This is a genomic window from Marinococcus sp. LNHM4E3-1 (genome assembly GCF_056034405.1).
In genome coordinates, this window is record NZ_JBQLID010000001.1 from 15,576 (window position 1) to 31,219 (window position 15,644).

The window sequence follows — 15,644 nt, forward strand, 5'->3', positions numbered from 1 at the left end:
GAAACGTATGAGAGTGATAGCAGGGGAACTTAAAGGACGAAGGCTGAAAGCTGTGCCGGGAACCGGCACAAGGCCGACGTCAGATAAAGTAAAAGAGGCATTGTTTCATAAGCTGGGCCCCTTTTTTTCTGAGGAGGAAACGGTCCTTGATCTGTTCGCCGGAACCGGGAACCTCGGAATTGAGGCGCTCAGCAGAGGCTGCAGTTCAGCTGTTTTTGTTGACAAAGCCCAGAACGCGGTCAGGACCATCCGGGCCAATATTGACGCTTTTGCGCTTGGTGCCCGGACAGAGGTTTACCGTTCAGAAGCGTCTAAAGCCCTGGATCGTCTTGAGGCCCGGGGGCGGCAGTTCGATTTGATTTTTTTTGATCCTCCTTACGCAGAAGAAAAAGCAGAGCAGCTGGTGAAAAAAGTACTGGACTGCTCTATGCTAAAAGAAGACGGCATGCTTATATGGGAGCATGCCACGGCGAAATCGGCAGCGTTTGACGGACGTCTGTCTGTATTTGCAGAAAAAAATTATGGTGATACCACGCTTACAATATTGCAGCTGACAGGAGGCGCTAAGAATGGCGAATAAAGCAATTTATCCAGGAAGCTTTGACCCGGTCACCAACGGCCATCTGGATATTATCGAACGGGCGTACAATGTATTTGACCATGTGGTAGTGGCAGTACTGCATAACCGGAAAAAAGAACCGTTCTTTTCCATTGACCAGCGGGTGAAGCTGATAGAAGAATCAGTCAAGCATATGCCAGGGGTGGAAGTAGATGCTTTTCACGGACTTTTAGTGGATTATGTGAAAGAAATAAAAGCTGATACGATCGTAAGAGGCCTCCGGGCGGTGTCTGATTTTGAATATGAAATGCAGGCAGCGTCAATAAATAGAAAACTCGAGCCCGGCGTGGAGACATTTTTTATGATGACAAATCACCAGTACTCTTATCTAAGCTCGAGTATTGTAAAAGAAGTAGCGGAATACGGAGCGGATGTATCCGGGCTTGTGCCTGCGCACGTGGAAGATGCGCTCAGAAAACAGTTTGAGAAGAAAAACCGTGGGTAGAAGTGCGATTCATTGCAATTCCCCTTCCATCCTTCGTATGATGAATAATAATTGTTTATAAAGGATGAAGAACATGTATCGCACCGGAAGCAGGAAAATGCGGCGGATTATTACTGCAGCTGTCATAGCAGCTGTGGTGCTTATATTAACCCAGGTGCCTCTCCCGTACTATTATATACAGCCAGGCTCGGCAGCCAGTTTGTCCCCGGTGGTCGAAGTGGAGCAGGAGGCGGAGGAATCCGGCGAAATGTATTTAACGACTGTTTTTCAACAGGGTGCTACACCTGCACTTGCTTTATGGTCAGTATTTTCTCCTTACCGAGAGCTTTCTCCAAAAACCTCCTACCAATTTGAAGATGAAAGTGAGGAGGAGTTTTTTGAACGCCAGCGTCAGGTAATGGAAAGCTCCCAGGAATCTGCAGAAATAGCAGCGTATGAAGCGGCCGGGAAGACTGTCAGTGTAGAGTACCAGGGAGTAAGGGCTTCGGACTTTATCGACGGAATGGATGCGGCAGAAAAGCTGGAGAAGGGCGACCTGATCCAGGCGGTCAATGGCACAGATATCCAGACGCTTGAGGAATTAAACAGTGAGATTGCAAATGTGGAAACAGGAGAAAAAGCAACCATCACTTTCCAGCGTAATAATAAGCAGATGGAGGCGGAGGTTGCAGTGGAATCGTTTCCGGCTTCAACCGGGGAGGAGGAAAACTCCGGTCTTGGAATACTGTACCCCTATACGGAAAGAACTGTTTCGCTTGATCCGGAGGTTACAATCGACGCAGGATCTATCGGAGGACCTTCCGCGGGTCTGATGTTTGCACTTGAAGTATACAATCAGCTCACAGAAGAAGATCTTACAGGCGGCGAGAAAATTGCTGGCACCGGCACTATTGATGAACAGGGTGGTGTCGGCCCGATTGGCGGAATAGATAAAAAAATTGTTGCGGCGGATAAAGAAGATATAGATGTCTTTTTTGCGCCCGCATCAGACATGGCTTCGCCGTCCAATTATGAAATTGCCAGACAGACGGCGGAGAATATTGGGTCAGATATGGAAATCGTACCAGTGGAGACGCTCGACGAAGCTTTAAACTACCTGAAAAACGATTTGAAAGTAGCTGAAAGCAAACCTTAAAAAAGCAGCAGGGGCGGGAGGTCGTAATCCTTCCGCCATTCTTTCTGTCTTTCAGCAGGCGGAAGTAAAAGCGCATAAGCATTATCGGCCCGTTCGCCGATGGCCAGCTGCGGCGTTTTTTTACTGCTCATTTTCGTATAAAGAGGAACGGATATATGTTTTTTTGCCTGGTTTAAATAGAATCTTCCCTGCTCGTTCATGCCCAGAACCCGGATGTGATCAACATTTCGGCCATCAGAGGCGGCAGAGGCTTCATCTTTTGTCAGGCCGGTTAATATATGCACAGCGGTACGCTGAAGGCGTGTCAAAGTATAACGCTTTGTTTTTACGAGGTGCAGCCACTGTTCGAAAGTGGCTGCTTCTTTCATCAGCCTTTTCATGCGGTTATGAAGACCTTCTGACATATCATAGTGGGAAGCGAGCTCTGTATCGGAGGCAGCTACCACCTTGGCCTGCAGAACAGCAAAATAATCCTCCCAAAACCGCAGGCGTGGGAGTCGGGTAAGAATGCGCCTGGAGGCTTCGGGGATAAACGAACTGATGTTCTCCCTGCGCTGAAGCATCTGCCGGAGGGTGGTGGCGCTTGCGATAGACGAGTCCTGTGGAGAAACGTCGTGATAGGAAGCGCCCTTTCGTTTGATGGTGTCGATCCGGAGCTCCGGGTAAGCCTTTGCTGCAGCTTTTGTATAATGGAAGCCGAGAATATTGTTTGGCTGGCTTAAGTCCGGCAGGGAGCCCGGAGCCTCCAAGTCTCTGTAGGCCAGTTCGTTAGCTTTAGCATAGCTGCATCCTCCCTGAATATGAAAGCGGACGCGTTCATCAAAATGGTCCCGGTGCGCGTAAAGAAAATCGACAAGCTTTATAAATGGAGCGGATTCTCCGTGCTCGCTGCCGAAGTTTAAATCGGTAACACCGAGCTCTCTGCAGATGGAAACAGCCCCGGCAGCAAATATGTCAGCATGCTGGCAGGCAAACATATAAGGAAGCTCGATAACAAGATCAGCCCCGCTCGAGATCGCCATTTCAGCCCGTTCTCTTTTAGGGACGAGAGCAGGTTCGCCCCTTTGAAGAAAAGGGCCGCTCATAATACATACGATCACATCGGCCTTACTCTGGACCGCAGCCTGTTTGAGATGATACAGGTGACCGTTATGAAAAGGATTGTATTCGACAACCACTCCTAGAACATTCATTATAAGTCCGCCTTTCACGTAGGGTATTTCGGGAGATATCGCTTTTCACGTTTCTTTATTCATGATACGATGTTTTTCGAGAGTTCAAAAGGGTTTACTGTAAAGAAAAAATGTTGACAAAGAACGTTACGATGGATATAATTACTCTTGTTGTCTGGAGGTGGATCCGATGAAATGGGGTATCCAGCAGTTACTTTCAAAGAAGCACGAACAGGCGTTTAACATTGAAGATGAAGCAGATGTTTCAGAGATGATTGAACGCGATAAAGAGTTAAGGGATATCAGTGCTGTGCATGTGCAGGGCGAAGGGACAATCGTTGAAGAAACCTTTCAAGTACACCTGCGGTTAACAGGAACGATGATACTTCCATGTGCGCGCACGCTCGCGGACGTCCATCATCCGTTTGATGTTGAAATGTTTGAAGCATTTCGGCTGGATGGAATGCCGGCGGACGAAGAAAACATTAATGAACACGAGCCAGAAGATGGTTTTGTCGATCTTCTCCCATATATTAAAGAAAACATTTTCCTTGAAATGCCGTTCAGAGTCTTCGCGAAAGAGGGGGACGGTGAGCCGCTTGCTCCTCAGAGCGGAGATAACTGGCGGGTAATCTCGGAGGATGAATTAATAAAGGAACGGGAGCAGGAAGCTCCTAAAGTTGATCCGAGAATGGCTGATTTATCGAAGTATTTCGATAAAGGCTCCAGCTGATCCAAAATCATTCACTGGTTGAAATAATCTTTATCTTATAAGGAGGTGGGAATCATGGCAGTACCTTTTAGACGTACTTCTAAGACCCGTAAACGTATGCGCAGAGCTCATCATAAAGTAGCAGTACCAGGTATGGTAGAATGTGAACAATGTGGAGAGCAGAAACTATCTCACCGCGTGTGCAGAAATTGCGGTTCTTACAAAGGCGAAACAGTTGTAGAAAAGTAATAAAAAAAGCAGGGAGCCGGAGACGGCGTCCTGCTTTTTTTATATAAGCACTGAGGAATCGGATATTACGACTCAGTATCGGAAAGAGGTGGTTCGGCAGTTAATTCTTCTGCTTTTTGCGGCTGTACCCCTTTTGGATACCATACGTATGGATTTTCACCACGATCTCTGACCGGGTTGTATTCTGCGGGTTCAAAGCCCATTTTCAGCCAGAAATCATCCGAACGCTGACGTGCGTTTGTTTTCACCGGCAGTTCAAAGCTTTTTGCATAGTTGACAAGCTCTTCCCCAAAACCGCGTCCCCGGTAAGGCTCGAGTACTTCGAGTTTCCAAAGCTCAAGATAGTCCTGGGGAGGGTCAAAGAAGCGGTCGTATTTGCCGGTAATTGTATATAAACACATACGTGCAACCAGCCGGTCTCCAAAATAAATGCCGTAAAATGGAGAACGGCTGTCGTTTTCCATAATGTTTTCTTCGAGCTCTTCCTGCATGGAAAGCTCCTGAGCGCCAACTTCTTTAAAGTTTTGAAATTCTTCTAATGTCTTGTAGTTTATGAGTAATGGTACAACTTCTATTCCGCTCATGCGATTGGCCTCCTTCACTAATAACTTCCAACTTCATTATACACGAAAACGTTTTAAATCGAAAAGTGAAAAGTCGGTGTCCCTGATCGTCCAATGCTACTAGTCCGGAGAGTAGAGATATGCTAAAATGCTTGAGACATCTAAAATTCATCAATAATATTGATGTTTAATGTGATAGAGTTAAGAAAATGCGAGCAAACTGGATGAGGGAAAGTGACAAATATGCTACAGCAGATATATGGATGGTTAATGGAAGCAGCTCTGGCCTTTCCGCCGGCTTTTTGGTACATAGCCTATCTGGTCACGGCAAAATTAACGAAAAGAAAAACATACGCCTTCCGGGCTGCCTGTGATTCCACTACATTGTTGTTCATCGCTTCGGTGCACAGATGGTCAAGTGATCTGTGGAACGAATCCTACCTGTGGGTTATTTATTTAGTGATTCTGGCCAGTGCCGTAGTGATATCCATCATTCATTATCATTCCCGGGAGGAGCTGGAATTTTTTCGGGTGCTGAAGGGCATATGGAGATGCAGCTTTTTTATATTTACGGCAGGGTATGTCCTGTTAGCCGGATACTGGGTGTATCTGCAGTTCACGGCATAGAACGGAGCAAGGCATAAAGGATGGTAGTTTGATATGAAAGTGCTGTACGATCAACCAATAGATAACAATCATTTTTTGCATGACTATCAAAAAGGACAACCCAGTGCCAGGCAGCTCTTTCATTACGCTGGAAATACACAGGGGGTGCAGGACCGGCTTCGTTATTTAGACGGCCGGTCTTTTGAACGCCAGCGTTTAAAGCAGCTTCTGCAGAAGTATAATGACAGCCTGCACTACGGGGGAAGGGCGGTTACAGCCCTCGAAAAACTTGAAAACGAAGAAACCGTCATTGTAGCCGGCGGCCAGCAGGCCGGGATGCTTACCGGTCCGTCTATGGTTATATCCAAGGCTGTATCGATAATTAAGCTGGCCGAGCAAGAGCAAAAGAGGCTGGAGCGCCCAGTGCTTCCTTTGTTTTGGATCGCGGGCGAGGACCATGACTGGGAGGAAGTAAACCATGTCAATTTTCCGGTCGAAGGACATCTCGGCAAAACAAGATTTGAGGGTAATTTTCTGCCGAATGTACCTGTCTCGGAACAGCCTTTTGATCCAGAGGAAGCGCAAGCATTTGTGGAAGATGCCTTTTCAAAGCTCCGGGAGACTTCGCTTACAAATGAATTAAGAAACGAAGTGAATGAACTGGTGCGTGGTTCAGCATCCTGGTCCCAGTTTTTCGCAGAAATGATGCGCTGGCTGTTTAAAGATACGGATCTCATTATGATGGACCCGCAGCAGCCGGAATGGAGAGAACTGGGAGCGCCATTGTTTCAAAGCCTGCTCTCTGTACCGGAAAAAATAAATGAAGCTGTTTACCAGGGCTCAGCTGAAAGGGCGGCAGCGGGATACGGAGCTGTCGAAGGCATTAATTTTGACAGCGGCCACCTGTTTTTTCATATAAATCATGTGCGGCACCTGCTTGAATATAAAGGCGGGGCCTGGCGGAGCCGGAGATCAGGAGAAACAATCGAAACGGGGGAATTACTGGAAGAAGCAGTACACGCCCCCTTTCGTTTCAGTACTGATGTAGTCACCCGGCCGCTGATGCAGGAGCAGATGCTTCCGGTTCTTCATTTCGTGGCAGGCCCGGGGGAAATACAGTACTGGTCTCTTTTAAAGCCATTGTTTGAAGCATTGGGTTTGCGGGTGCCAATTGTACAAAAGCGCATGGAAATACATTATGCCACCCGGCAGGTACAGCAGGCAGCTGAAAAAGAACATATTCCCTTCAGGGAGCTGCTGAATTTGCCGGCACTCGAACAAAGGCTTCAGAAGGTGAAACATGCTGCCCTTGAAGTGGATGGCAAAGCCAAAGCGGAACAGGTAATGGAAGAAATGAAAGAAGCGTATGCCGCTCTTGCTGACGCATGGATTCGGCAGTTTCCTTCACAGGAAAGTTTTGCAGAAGAGAACTGGCGGAGGATTGAAAAAGAAGTCCGTTATCTAGGCGACCGGCTGGATGCGGAACAGGAGCGTACCGTTCAGGTTCACGTACGGCGGCTCGAATTGATTATCGGTCAGCTCTACCCGCGCCGGGAGCCGGCGGAACGGCAGGTGAACATTTTGTTTATGCTGAATGAATTCGGCGGCTGTCTTCCATCACAGGTTTTAGCTGGAACAGAGTGGAAAAGCGGCCGGCAGAACATTATATTACTGTAGCATCTTCGTGCTGATTTATACGATATCCGGCTGAAAGCTTCCCGAAATAGCGGGAAGTTTTTTTTGTCAAAAAAATTTTCCGGAAAAAGTGGTACAAAGTGGGGGAATGTGGTAACTTAAATGTATGGAGTGGTGAAAGGTTGGGTCCATATGTTTATGGGAGAATATCAACATAATATGGACGACAAAGGAAGAATTATTATACCATCCCGTTTTCGGGAGAAGTTGGGAGATTCTTTCGTCGTTACCCGTGGTCTGGATGGATGCTTGTTTGTTTATCCGTATGACGAATGGGAACGAATTGAAACCAAATTAAAAGCTTTGCCTTTCACAAAAAAAGACGCAAGGGCATTCACCCGTTTTTTCTTTTCAGGAGCATCTGAATGTGAACTTGATAAGCAGGGACGTTCGATGATTCCTACCACCCTCCGCCAATATGCAGAATTAAAAAAAGAATGTATGATCATCGGGGTAAGCAGCCGAGTAGAAATATGGGATAAACACAAATGGGACGAATATTACGCAGAATCAGAAGAAGTATTTCCGGATATTGCAGAGAACATGGCCGATTTGGATTTTTAAAGCAGCATCAAACACATTTTTGCCGGAGGAATAGAAGTGCCGCCACAATTTGAGCATGAAACCGTATTGAAGGAAGCAGCAGTCCAGGGACTAAACATTCAGCCGCACGGTGTGTATGTTGATTGTACCCTCGGCGGCGGCGGACACAGTGAAGAAATTATGAAACAGCTGTCTGCTGAAGGTTTTTTAATTGCCTTTGACCAGGATGAGGAAGCGATTGAGCATGCCCAGCAGCGGCTTCGCGCTCATGGAGAAAATTTCAGGATCGTACATAGCAATTTCCAGTTTTTAAAGGAAGAACTGCTTGAGCTTCAAGCCGGGCAGGTAAACGGGTTATTATTCGATCTTGGAGTTTCATCGCCGCAGTTTGATCGTCCGGAAAGAGGGTTCAGCTACCGCTACAATGCTCCTCTTGATATGAGAATGGACAGGCACCGGCAGGATCGTACAGCAGCACACATCGTCAATGAAGCACCTTTTCAGGAAATCTGGCAGATTCTTTCGGAATACGGGGAAGAACGTTTTTCAAAGCAGATTGCCAGAAAAATCGAAAAAGCGCGTGAAGACCATCGTATTGAAACGACGGAAGAACTAGTGGAAATCATCAAAAGTGCAATACCTGCACCGGCCAGGAGAAAAGGCGGGCATCCGGCGAAGCGGACTTTTCAGGCTTTGCGAATTGCTGTAAATAATGAACTTGATGTGTTCAAAGAAGCGCTCGACGATGCGCTGACAATGTTAGCGCCGGGCGGAAGATTGTGCGTAATAACATTTCATTCGTTAGAAGACAGAATTTGTAAAAAGTTGTTTAAACAGAAAAGTTCTCCACCTCCGCTTCCGAAGGGACTCCCGGTCGTGCCCGATGAAGCAGAACCAGATTTTAACCTGGTGACAAAGAAACCGATCCTGCCATCAGAAGATGAACTGACGCAAAATCCAAGGGCGGCTTCCGCGAAGCTTCGAATCATCGAAAAACGCGAGGAGGGGAAACAATAATGGAGAATTTGGCACAGCAGATTAAACGCCAGCAGGAAGACAAGCAAATAGTACATAAAAAAGTCCAGTACCATGTTCGTGGTGGTATTACTAAGGGTGAAAAACTGATTATGACGGCCGTCATAATAGGGATTTTAATCGCATCCTTTTTCATCGTTTCGAACTTTGCTACGATACACGCCCAGGACCAGCAAATAGACCAGACTGCCACACAGATTCAGGAACAGCAGCAGGTGAATCAAAACCTTGAGCTGCAGGTGGCTGAACTTAGTTCACCGGAGCGTATCATGGACTACGCGAAAAATGAACTGGGTATGGAGATGAAGGATGAAAATATTCAAGTCGTAAACGGAACAGAACAGAACTGATGCAGAAGGGAGGGGAATCCGTGGAAACGCGGTAGTACTGCTCCCTTCTTGCAAGTTAACCTACGCCCCGTTACATGTAAAAATCCAGGTGGTGAACGTTCTCAGCATGAAGAAATTGAAAAGTACGAAAGTACGGGCGCTTTTATTGGTTATTGCTGTAGCTGTTTTTTTTCTCGTTTTCACCGGCCGCATGGTGTATATCCAGGTAGGGAAATCAGTAGAGGGCAATGACCTTGCAAGTATGGCAGACTCAAGGTATACGTCGACCGAAACCGTTGAGGCAAAACGGGGCACTATTTACGATAAGCAGGGAGAGCCGCTGGCAGAACAGGTGCCTTCCTATTCTGTGTATGCAGTACTTGATGAATCCTACGATGACCATGTGAAAAACCCGGGCAGGGTAGCAAGAGAGCTTGGACCGCTGATCGGAATGGAAGCGGCAGACCTCGAGGACATGCTCGAACGTGACCAGTACCAGGTGGAGCTCGGTTCCGGCAGCAAATACTTAACGCTGTCTGAAAGGGAAGAAATCGAACAGCTTGATCTGGCAGGCATCCATTTTCGAGAGGAGCCGAGCCGCTATTACCCGAACCAGACGTTTGCAAGCCATGTGCTTGGCTACACGAACCGGGACATGTCAGAAGCACAGATGGGACTCGAAGCCGGTTTGAATGAAGAATTAACTGGCGAAGACGGGACAAAAACAGAATCTGAAGAAAACGCTCTTCTTGATGAAGAAGAAACAACAACGAACACAGCCAAAGACGGTGAAGACGTTTATCTGACCCTGGACGGTAATATTCAGAGCGTGCTTGAGCAGTCGATGTCTGAGGTGGAAGAAAGCTACAGCCCGAACAAAATGATGGGTATTGTGGCTGACGCAGACAGCGGGGAAATTCTCGGGATGAGCAACCGGCCGAGCTTCAATCCGAATGAATATGAAGAAATTGAAAACTATACCAACTATGCGGTTTCCGACCAGTTTGAACCCGGGTCGACGATTAAAATGTTTACTCTGGCTGCTGCGATCGACGAAGGAGTATATGAAGGCAAAGATACTTATGAGTCCGGCACCTATGAGGTCTCCGGGGAAACGATCCGGGACCACAACAACGGAGAAGGCTGGGGAGAAATCACGTACAATGAAGGCCTCCGTCGTTCCTCAAACGTAGCATTTATGAGAATAGCTCTGGAAATCCTGCCGGAAGGAGCTTTATTTGATTACCTGGAGAAATTCGGATTCGGACAGGAAACCGGTATTGATCTCCCGAATGAAGCGGACGGGGCGTTAGCAGAAGAAACGCCGTTAAACGTAGGTATAACCGCGTTTGGCCAGGCTTCCACGGTCACCCCTATTCAAATGATTCAGGGCGCTACGGCGATTGCCAATGACGGAGAAATGATGCAGCCTTACGTCATCGACCGTATTGAAAATCCGAATAACAATGAAACGACGTACCAATCCGAGCCGAAGTCGGCCGGTACGCCGATTAGTAAGAAAGCCGCCCGCCAGACAAGAGAAAAGCTTCAAACCGTTATTGAAGGAGAAAACGGTACAGGCGCTCCTTATCAGATTGACGGTGTGGAAGTTGCAGGGAAAACAGGAACGGCTCAGATCTCTGACCCGGAGGGGGGAGGCTATCTGAGCGGAGAAAACCAGAATATCTTTTCTTTCATCGGCATGGCGCCGGTGGATGACCCGGAAATTATTGTCTACGTTGTCGTGGACCGGCCGGAGCTTGAGCCGACAGAAACAGGCTCCGATGCCGTGAGCGCTATTTTTAATCCGGTGATGCAGCAGAGCCTTTCATACATGAATCTTACGCCTTCAGATGTTGAGGATACAGAAGCCTATGAAGAGTCGGGTATTAAGTTTGAAGACTATACCGGAAAATCAGTGAATAAAGCTGAAAACGCCGCTAAGAATGCGGGGCTGGAGCCAGTGAAAATTGGCAGCGGCAATCAGGTGGAAAGTCAGATTCCTACAAATACGGAACGGCTGATCGTAGGTGAAAAAGTAATTTTCCTCACGAACGGACAAAAAAGTATTCCTGACGTCAGCGGATGGTCCCTGCGGGAAATCCAGCGGCTCGAGGCGCTGCTTGAAATCGATATAGACACCAGTGGCTCCGGCTATGTCAGCTCCCAGTCGGTAGATCCCGGCACAGCCGTCAGTGCTGCCGGCAATATGGAAGTCGAGCTGGTGGCACCGGACGAATTGCAGGACACTCAGGCAGAGCAGGAGGAACCGGAAGAAAATAGCGTGGAAAATGAAAATGGGGAAGAGCGTCCGGAAGAGGCCGAAACAGAGGAATCTGAACCCCAGGAAAATGATACCCAGGAAAGCTCTGGCGAAGAGCAGCCAGAAGAAAGTGAAGCGCCGGTAGAAAATTAATGACGATTGTCCCATGACATGTTTTATCGTTCACATTAGAATGAGTGAGGTGTACGCAGAGAGTGAATATAGTTCTCTGCGTGCATGTTCATTAAAAGACAGCCGGGAAGGACGAAGCATATTTTTTTCTATAATTAGTGGTAAACACTTGCTCCGGATAGAAAAGAGGCACGGAAATGAAATATATAACAGACATCATTCCAAGTATAATGGTGCGGCTTGAGCGCGAAGACAAAGAAATAGAAAGCTTACATATGGATTCCAGGGGAGTGACCCCAAATGGTCTGTTTTTTTGTATTGAAGGAACCCAGGTAGACGGCCATGATTTTGCCGCCGACGCAGTAAGCAACGGAGCGGCGGCTGTGATAGCCGAACGGCACGTGGACGTTGAAGCTCCTGTGTGGATCGTGAAGGATACGCAGAAGGTAATGGCCTACGCAGCGGATCATTTCTACGAACATCCCACAAAGGATGTTCGTATAATCGGTATTACCGGTACAAATGGTAAAACCACCACCAGCCATTTAGTTGAATCTATCCTGCACGAAGAGCAGGCAAAGACAGGCTTAATCGGCACTATGTATGCAAAAATCGGAAATGAATCCGTAAAGACTAATAACACAACGCCTGAATCCCTGGAGCTGCAGCAGCTGTTTGCGGATATGCGCGATAAAGAAGTGAAAAGCTGTGTGATGGAGGTTTCGTCTCACGCACTGCAGATGGGGCGCGTACGGGGCGTCCAGTTCCGTACAGCAGTCTTTACGAACCTTTCACAGGATCATCTGGACTATCATGGATCGATGGAAAGCTACAGGAACGCTAAAAGCCTCCTGTTTTCCCAGCTGGGCAACAGCTTTGCAGGAGAGCTGGGCACTGCGGTTTTAAATGGAGACGACGAAGCCTCCGATTACTTTCAGGCTGTAACGACAGCCCCGGTACTTACTTATGGGATCAGTGACCATAACGACATCTATGCTGAAAACATAAAAACCACCGGCGGCAAAACATCGTTTACGCTGAATACTCCGTGGGGAAGCACGGAGGTGGAGTATCCGCTGCTTGGAAGGTTCAATGTATACAATGCGCTCGCAGCCATTACGGCCTGCATTGCAGAAAACGTTTCTGTCACAAGCATCGTTGACGGTCTAAAAAATGCTCCGGTCGTAAGCGGCAGATTTGAAGCTGTAGAAGCAGGGCAGAAAAGCACCATTGTCGTTGATTACGCCCATACTCCAGGCGGGCTGGAAAATGTAGCTCAAACAGCCTTTGATATGACCGAAGGACGTCTCTACACCGTGGTAGGATGCGGCGGAGACAGAGACAAAGAAAAAAGGCCGAAAATGGCAGCTGCAGCAGAAAAGTTCAGTGATCTGGTGATTCTCACCTCCGACAACCCGCGCTCGGAAGACCCGGTCAAAATATTGGAGCAGATGGAAGCAGGTTTTACTGGGACAAAATACGAAATTATTGAGGACCGCCGGACGGCGATTGAGCGTGCCGTATTTCTTGCAGATGCCGGGGACACAGTACTTGTTGCAGGCAAAGGCCACGAGACGTACCAGATAATAGGGGATCAAACGTTGGAATTCGATGACCGCGAAGTGGCAAAAGAGGCGGTCAGGAAAAAAAATAATAAACAGGCTTAGTGTTTCATACTGAAAGGAGCTCCCTTGATGGGTTTTGCAGCTTTAATAGTAACGATAGTTTCATTTATTCTATGTGCGATTTCAGCACCGGTTCTTATTCCAGCCTTGAAACGGCTGAAATTTGGCCAGAGTATCCGGGAAACGGGGCCGGAATCGCATCAGAAAAAAGGCGGTACGCCAACAATGGGGGGCGTAATGATTATTGCCGGCCTTTTGATTACTGCTCTCATCGTACTGCCGCTTTTTGTCGGCTACACAACGGAAATATGGCTGCTCCTGCTTGTAACAGTAGGCTTCGGAATACTTGGGTTTTTGGACGATTTCATTAAAATTGCCATGAAACGAAATCTCGGTCTTACGAGTATCCAGAAGCTGATTGGTCAGATTGTTATTGCATTTATCTTTTTTATTGTTTTGTATAATGGCACATTTGACACGAGTGTAGCTGTGCCGGGAACGGAATGGTCACTCGAATTCGGATGGGCGTATTTCTTTCTTATCATTGTTATGCTCGTCGGCGCTTCCAATGCGGTGAATTTGACGGACGGCCTGGATGGACTGCTGGCCGGTACGGGAACAATGGCGTTTGCCGCTTATGCCCTGGTTGCTTTTTCGCTCGGGTATATGGACATCGGGCTGTTTGCTTTTGCGGTGGTGGGCAGCCTGCTCGGCTTTTTAATCTTCAATAAATACCCGGCCAAGATTTTCATGGGAGATACGGGCTCCCTGGCGCTCGGGGGCGCAATTGCTGCTGTAGCTATTTTAACGAAAACCGAACTGACGTTGATTGTGATTGGCCTCGTATTTGTTTTGGAGACGCTGAGCGTCATTATTCAGGTGATTTCTTACAAATTAAGAGGGAAAAAAGTATTTAAAATGAGCCCGGTTCATCACCATTTTGAACTGTCAGGCTGGTCGGAGTGGCAGGTCGTTGCTGCTTTTTGGGTGGTAGGAGCCGCCGCCGGACTGTCCGGGGTCGCATTAGAGGTGTTTTTATAATGGATCGCTTAGAAGAATATAAAGGAAAAAAAGTACTTATCGTAGGTTTGGCTAAAAGTGGATTAGCGGCAGCGAAGCTGATGCACCGTTCTGGAGCGGAGGTGACCGTGAATGACGGAACGGAAGCGGAAGAAGGAGACGAAAAGATTCAGGAGCTTGAGAATCTCGGCATTCGGCTGATTACAGGAAGCCATCCGGTCTCCCTGCTCGAAGAATCGTTTTCGGTCATTGTTAAAAATCCGGGTATTCCCTACCACCATCCTTTTATCAAAAAAGCCCTGGAAAAACAATTTAATATTATTACGGAAATTGAGCTTGCCGCAGAACTGTGTGAAGGGACGATGATGGCTATCACCGGCTCGAACGGTAAGACCACCACTACCTCATTGATACAGTCTATTTTCAAAAATGACCACAGAGAAGCCGCTGTAGCTGGTAATATTGGAAATGTGGCATGTGAAGTAGCTCCTCAGATTAAAAAAGACCAGATCATGGTTACAGAGGTTTCGAGCTTTCAGTTGAAAGGGACACGCCAGTTCCGCCCGAAGGTTGGGGTGCTGTTAAACCTCTTCGATGCCCATCTGGATTACCATGGCTCGCGGAACGACTACGAGCACTCAAAAGCAAAGCTTTTTCAAAACATGACCGCAGAAGATACTGCCGTCTACAATTATGATCAAAAAGAGGTAAAACGAATTGCTGAAAGCTCAGACGCCGCACTTGTGCCATTTTCCACAGAGTCTGTCTGCGAAGACGGCGCCTATATTAAGGAAGGCATGTTTTATTATAAAACAGAGCCGGTGATGGCTGTGGAGCGTGCTTCTCTTCCCGGAGCGCATAACAAGGAAAATATGCTGGCAGCGATTGCTGCAGCTAAAGTACTTGGCGCATCCAACAAAGCCATCGATTTGGCATTATCCGACTTCCACGGCATCGAGCACCGGCTTCAATTCAGCGGAATTGTGAACGGGCGCAAAATTTACAACGATTCAAAAGCGACAAACATGCTCTCCACCCAAAAGGCGATCGAAGCTTTTGAAGAGCCGGTGGTGCTTTTGGCCGGAGGACTTGACCGTGGAAACACCTTCGATGATTTGATTGAGTCTTTTCGGAAAATCAAAGCCCTCGTTGCTTACGGCGAGACGCGGGACAAACTGGCGGCATCTGCTCAGGAAGCAGGGGTAAATGAAATCCACCGCACAGAATTTTTGGAAGATGCTGTAGATACAAGCTTTCAGCTTTCTGAAAGCGGGGATGTGCTGCTGCTCTCTCCTGCCTGTGCAAGCTGGGATCAGTTCCGGACGTTTGAAGAACGGGGCCGGAAGTTTATGGAATATGTAGAAAAGTATAAATGATATGGGGTGCAGTTTTGCTACACTCCTGAAGCTACCTTTAAAAGGTGGTTTCAGGAATGGATCGAATGATGCATTCTTTAAAAAGAAAGTATACAAAAACAAACAAAAAATGTAATGGAATCCAG

The 15,644-nt window shown here is 47.5% G+C and carries 16 protein-coding genes; 14 read left to right on the forward strand and 2 right to left on the reverse strand.

From position 1 onward, the window contains the following. The first annotated feature begins 7 nt into the window (after window positions 1-7). The 3 genes from rsmD to ACTRXI_RS00100 all read left to right on the forward strand — a co-directional run bounded on the left by rsmD (window position 8) and on the right by ACTRXI_RS00100 (window position 2,199). Window positions 8-580, forward strand: a complete 573-nt coding sequence (gene rsmD, locus ACTRXI_RS00090) for a 16S rRNA (guanine(966)-N(2))-methyltransferase RsmD (RefSeq protein WP_474260360.1) — start codon at window positions 8-10, stop codon at window positions 578-580. Beyond that, a complete protein-coding gene (gene coaD / locus ACTRXI_RS00095; RefSeq protein ID WP_474260363.1) occupies window positions 570-1,064 on the forward strand; it encodes a pantetheine-phosphate adenylyltransferase in 495 nt (164 codons plus the stop codon). Before rsmD ends, coaD begins: the two co-directional genes overlap by 11 nt. A 73-nt stretch (window positions 1,065-1,137) precedes the next feature. Continuing rightward, the gene (locus ACTRXI_RS00100; RefSeq protein ID WP_474260365.1) at window positions 1,138-2,199 is read left to right on the forward strand and encodes a SepM family pheromone-processing serine protease; all 1,062 of its coding nucleotides are present in this window, start codon (window positions 1,138-1,140) and stop codon (window positions 2,197-2,199) included. On the opposite strand, the gene ACTRXI_RS00105 is transcribed toward ACTRXI_RS00100, so the two are convergent. After that, entirely contained in the window at window positions 2,196-3,392 is a 1,197-nt protein-coding gene (locus tag ACTRXI_RS00105) for a nucleotidyltransferase (protein WP_474260366.1), read from the reverse strand. The two genes, ACTRXI_RS00100 and ACTRXI_RS00105, sit on opposite strands and share 4 nt — an antisense overlap. Before the next feature lie 169 nt (window positions 3,393-3,561). Between ACTRXI_RS00105 and ACTRXI_RS00110 the strand changes: the two genes are divergently transcribed. Both ACTRXI_RS00110 and rpmF read left to right on the forward strand, forming a co-directional pair. Beyond that, window positions 3,562-4,104 carry a YceD family protein gene (locus ACTRXI_RS00110; RefSeq protein WP_474260368.1) on the forward strand — a complete coding sequence of 181 codons (543 nt, stop codon included), beginning with the start codon at window positions 3,562-3,564 and terminating at the stop codon, window positions 4,102-4,104. A 54-nt stretch (window positions 4,105-4,158) separates the two neighbouring features. Continuing rightward, window positions 4,159-4,332, forward strand: coding sequence for a 50S ribosomal protein L32 (gene rpmF / locus ACTRXI_RS00115; protein ID WP_322524592.1), 174 nt, complete (start codon window positions 4,159-4,161; stop codon window positions 4,330-4,332). Between the two features lie 65 nt (window positions 4,333-4,397). Here the strand turns inward: rpmF and ACTRXI_RS00120 are convergent, their stop codons facing one another. Beyond that, window positions 4,398-4,916 (reverse strand): N-acetyltransferase, encoded by a 519-nt coding sequence (locus tag ACTRXI_RS00120; protein WP_022792685.1) that lies wholly within the window; start codon window positions 4,914-4,916, stop codon window positions 4,398-4,400. A gap of 222 nt (window positions 4,917-5,138) precedes the next feature. Here ACTRXI_RS00120 and ACTRXI_RS00125 point away from each other — a divergent pair, with 222 nt between their 5' ends. The 9 genes from ACTRXI_RS00125 to murD all read left to right on the forward strand — a co-directional run bounded on the left by ACTRXI_RS00125 (window position 5,139) and on the right by murD (window position 15,519). Then, window positions 5,139-5,522: a DUF3397 domain-containing protein gene (locus ACTRXI_RS00125; RefSeq protein WP_474260825.1), complete on the forward strand. Its 384-nt coding sequence runs from the start codon at window positions 5,139-5,141 to the stop codon at window positions 5,520-5,522. 33 nt (window positions 5,523-5,555) lie between these two features. After that, entirely contained in the window at window positions 5,556-7,178 is a 1,623-nt protein-coding gene (gene bshC, locus ACTRXI_RS00130; protein WP_474260370.1) for a bacillithiol biosynthesis cysteine-adding enzyme BshC, read from the forward strand. Window positions 7,179-7,328: 150 nt separating this feature from the next. After that, window positions 7,329-7,760, forward strand: coding sequence for a division/cell wall cluster transcriptional repressor MraZ (gene mraZ, locus ACTRXI_RS00135; protein ID WP_022792688.1), 432 nt, complete (start codon window positions 7,329-7,331; stop codon window positions 7,758-7,760). Window positions 7,761-7,796: 36 nt separating this feature from the next. After that, complete coding sequence (gene rsmH, locus ACTRXI_RS00140) at window positions 7,797-8,756, forward strand: 16S rRNA (cytosine(1402)-N(4))-methyltransferase RsmH (RefSeq protein WP_474260372.1); 960 nt, start codon at window positions 7,797-7,799, stop codon at window positions 8,754-8,756. Further along, window positions 8,756-9,124 (forward strand): cell division protein FtsL, encoded by a 369-nt coding sequence (gene ftsL / locus ACTRXI_RS00145; RefSeq protein WP_022792690.1) that lies wholly within the window; start codon window positions 8,756-8,758, stop codon window positions 9,122-9,124. Before rsmH ends, ftsL begins: the two co-directional genes overlap by 1 nt. A 106-nt stretch (window positions 9,125-9,230) precedes the next feature. Next, entirely contained in the window at window positions 9,231-11,519 is a 2,289-nt protein-coding gene (locus tag ACTRXI_RS00150; RefSeq protein ID WP_474260374.1) for a penicillin-binding protein, read from the forward strand. Window positions 11,520-11,695: 176 nt separating this feature from the next. After that, complete coding sequence (locus tag ACTRXI_RS00155) at window positions 11,696-13,165, forward strand: UDP-N-acetylmuramoyl-L-alanyl-D-glutamate--2,6-diaminopimelate ligase (RefSeq protein WP_474260376.1); 1,470 nt, start codon at window positions 11,696-11,698, stop codon at window positions 13,163-13,165. Window positions 13,166-13,192: 27 nt separating this feature from the next. Continuing rightward, entirely contained in the window at window positions 13,193-14,164 is a 972-nt protein-coding gene (gene mraY, locus ACTRXI_RS00160) for a phospho-N-acetylmuramoyl-pentapeptide-transferase (protein WP_474260378.1), read from the forward strand. Further along, window positions 14,164-15,519: a UDP-N-acetylmuramoyl-L-alanine--D-glutamate ligase gene (gene murD / locus ACTRXI_RS00165; RefSeq protein WP_474260380.1), complete on the forward strand. Its 1,356-nt coding sequence runs from the start codon at window positions 14,164-14,166 to the stop codon at window positions 15,517-15,519. Before mraY ends, murD begins: the two co-directional genes overlap by 1 nt. The last annotated feature ends 125 nt before the right edge of the window (window positions 15,520-15,644 follow it).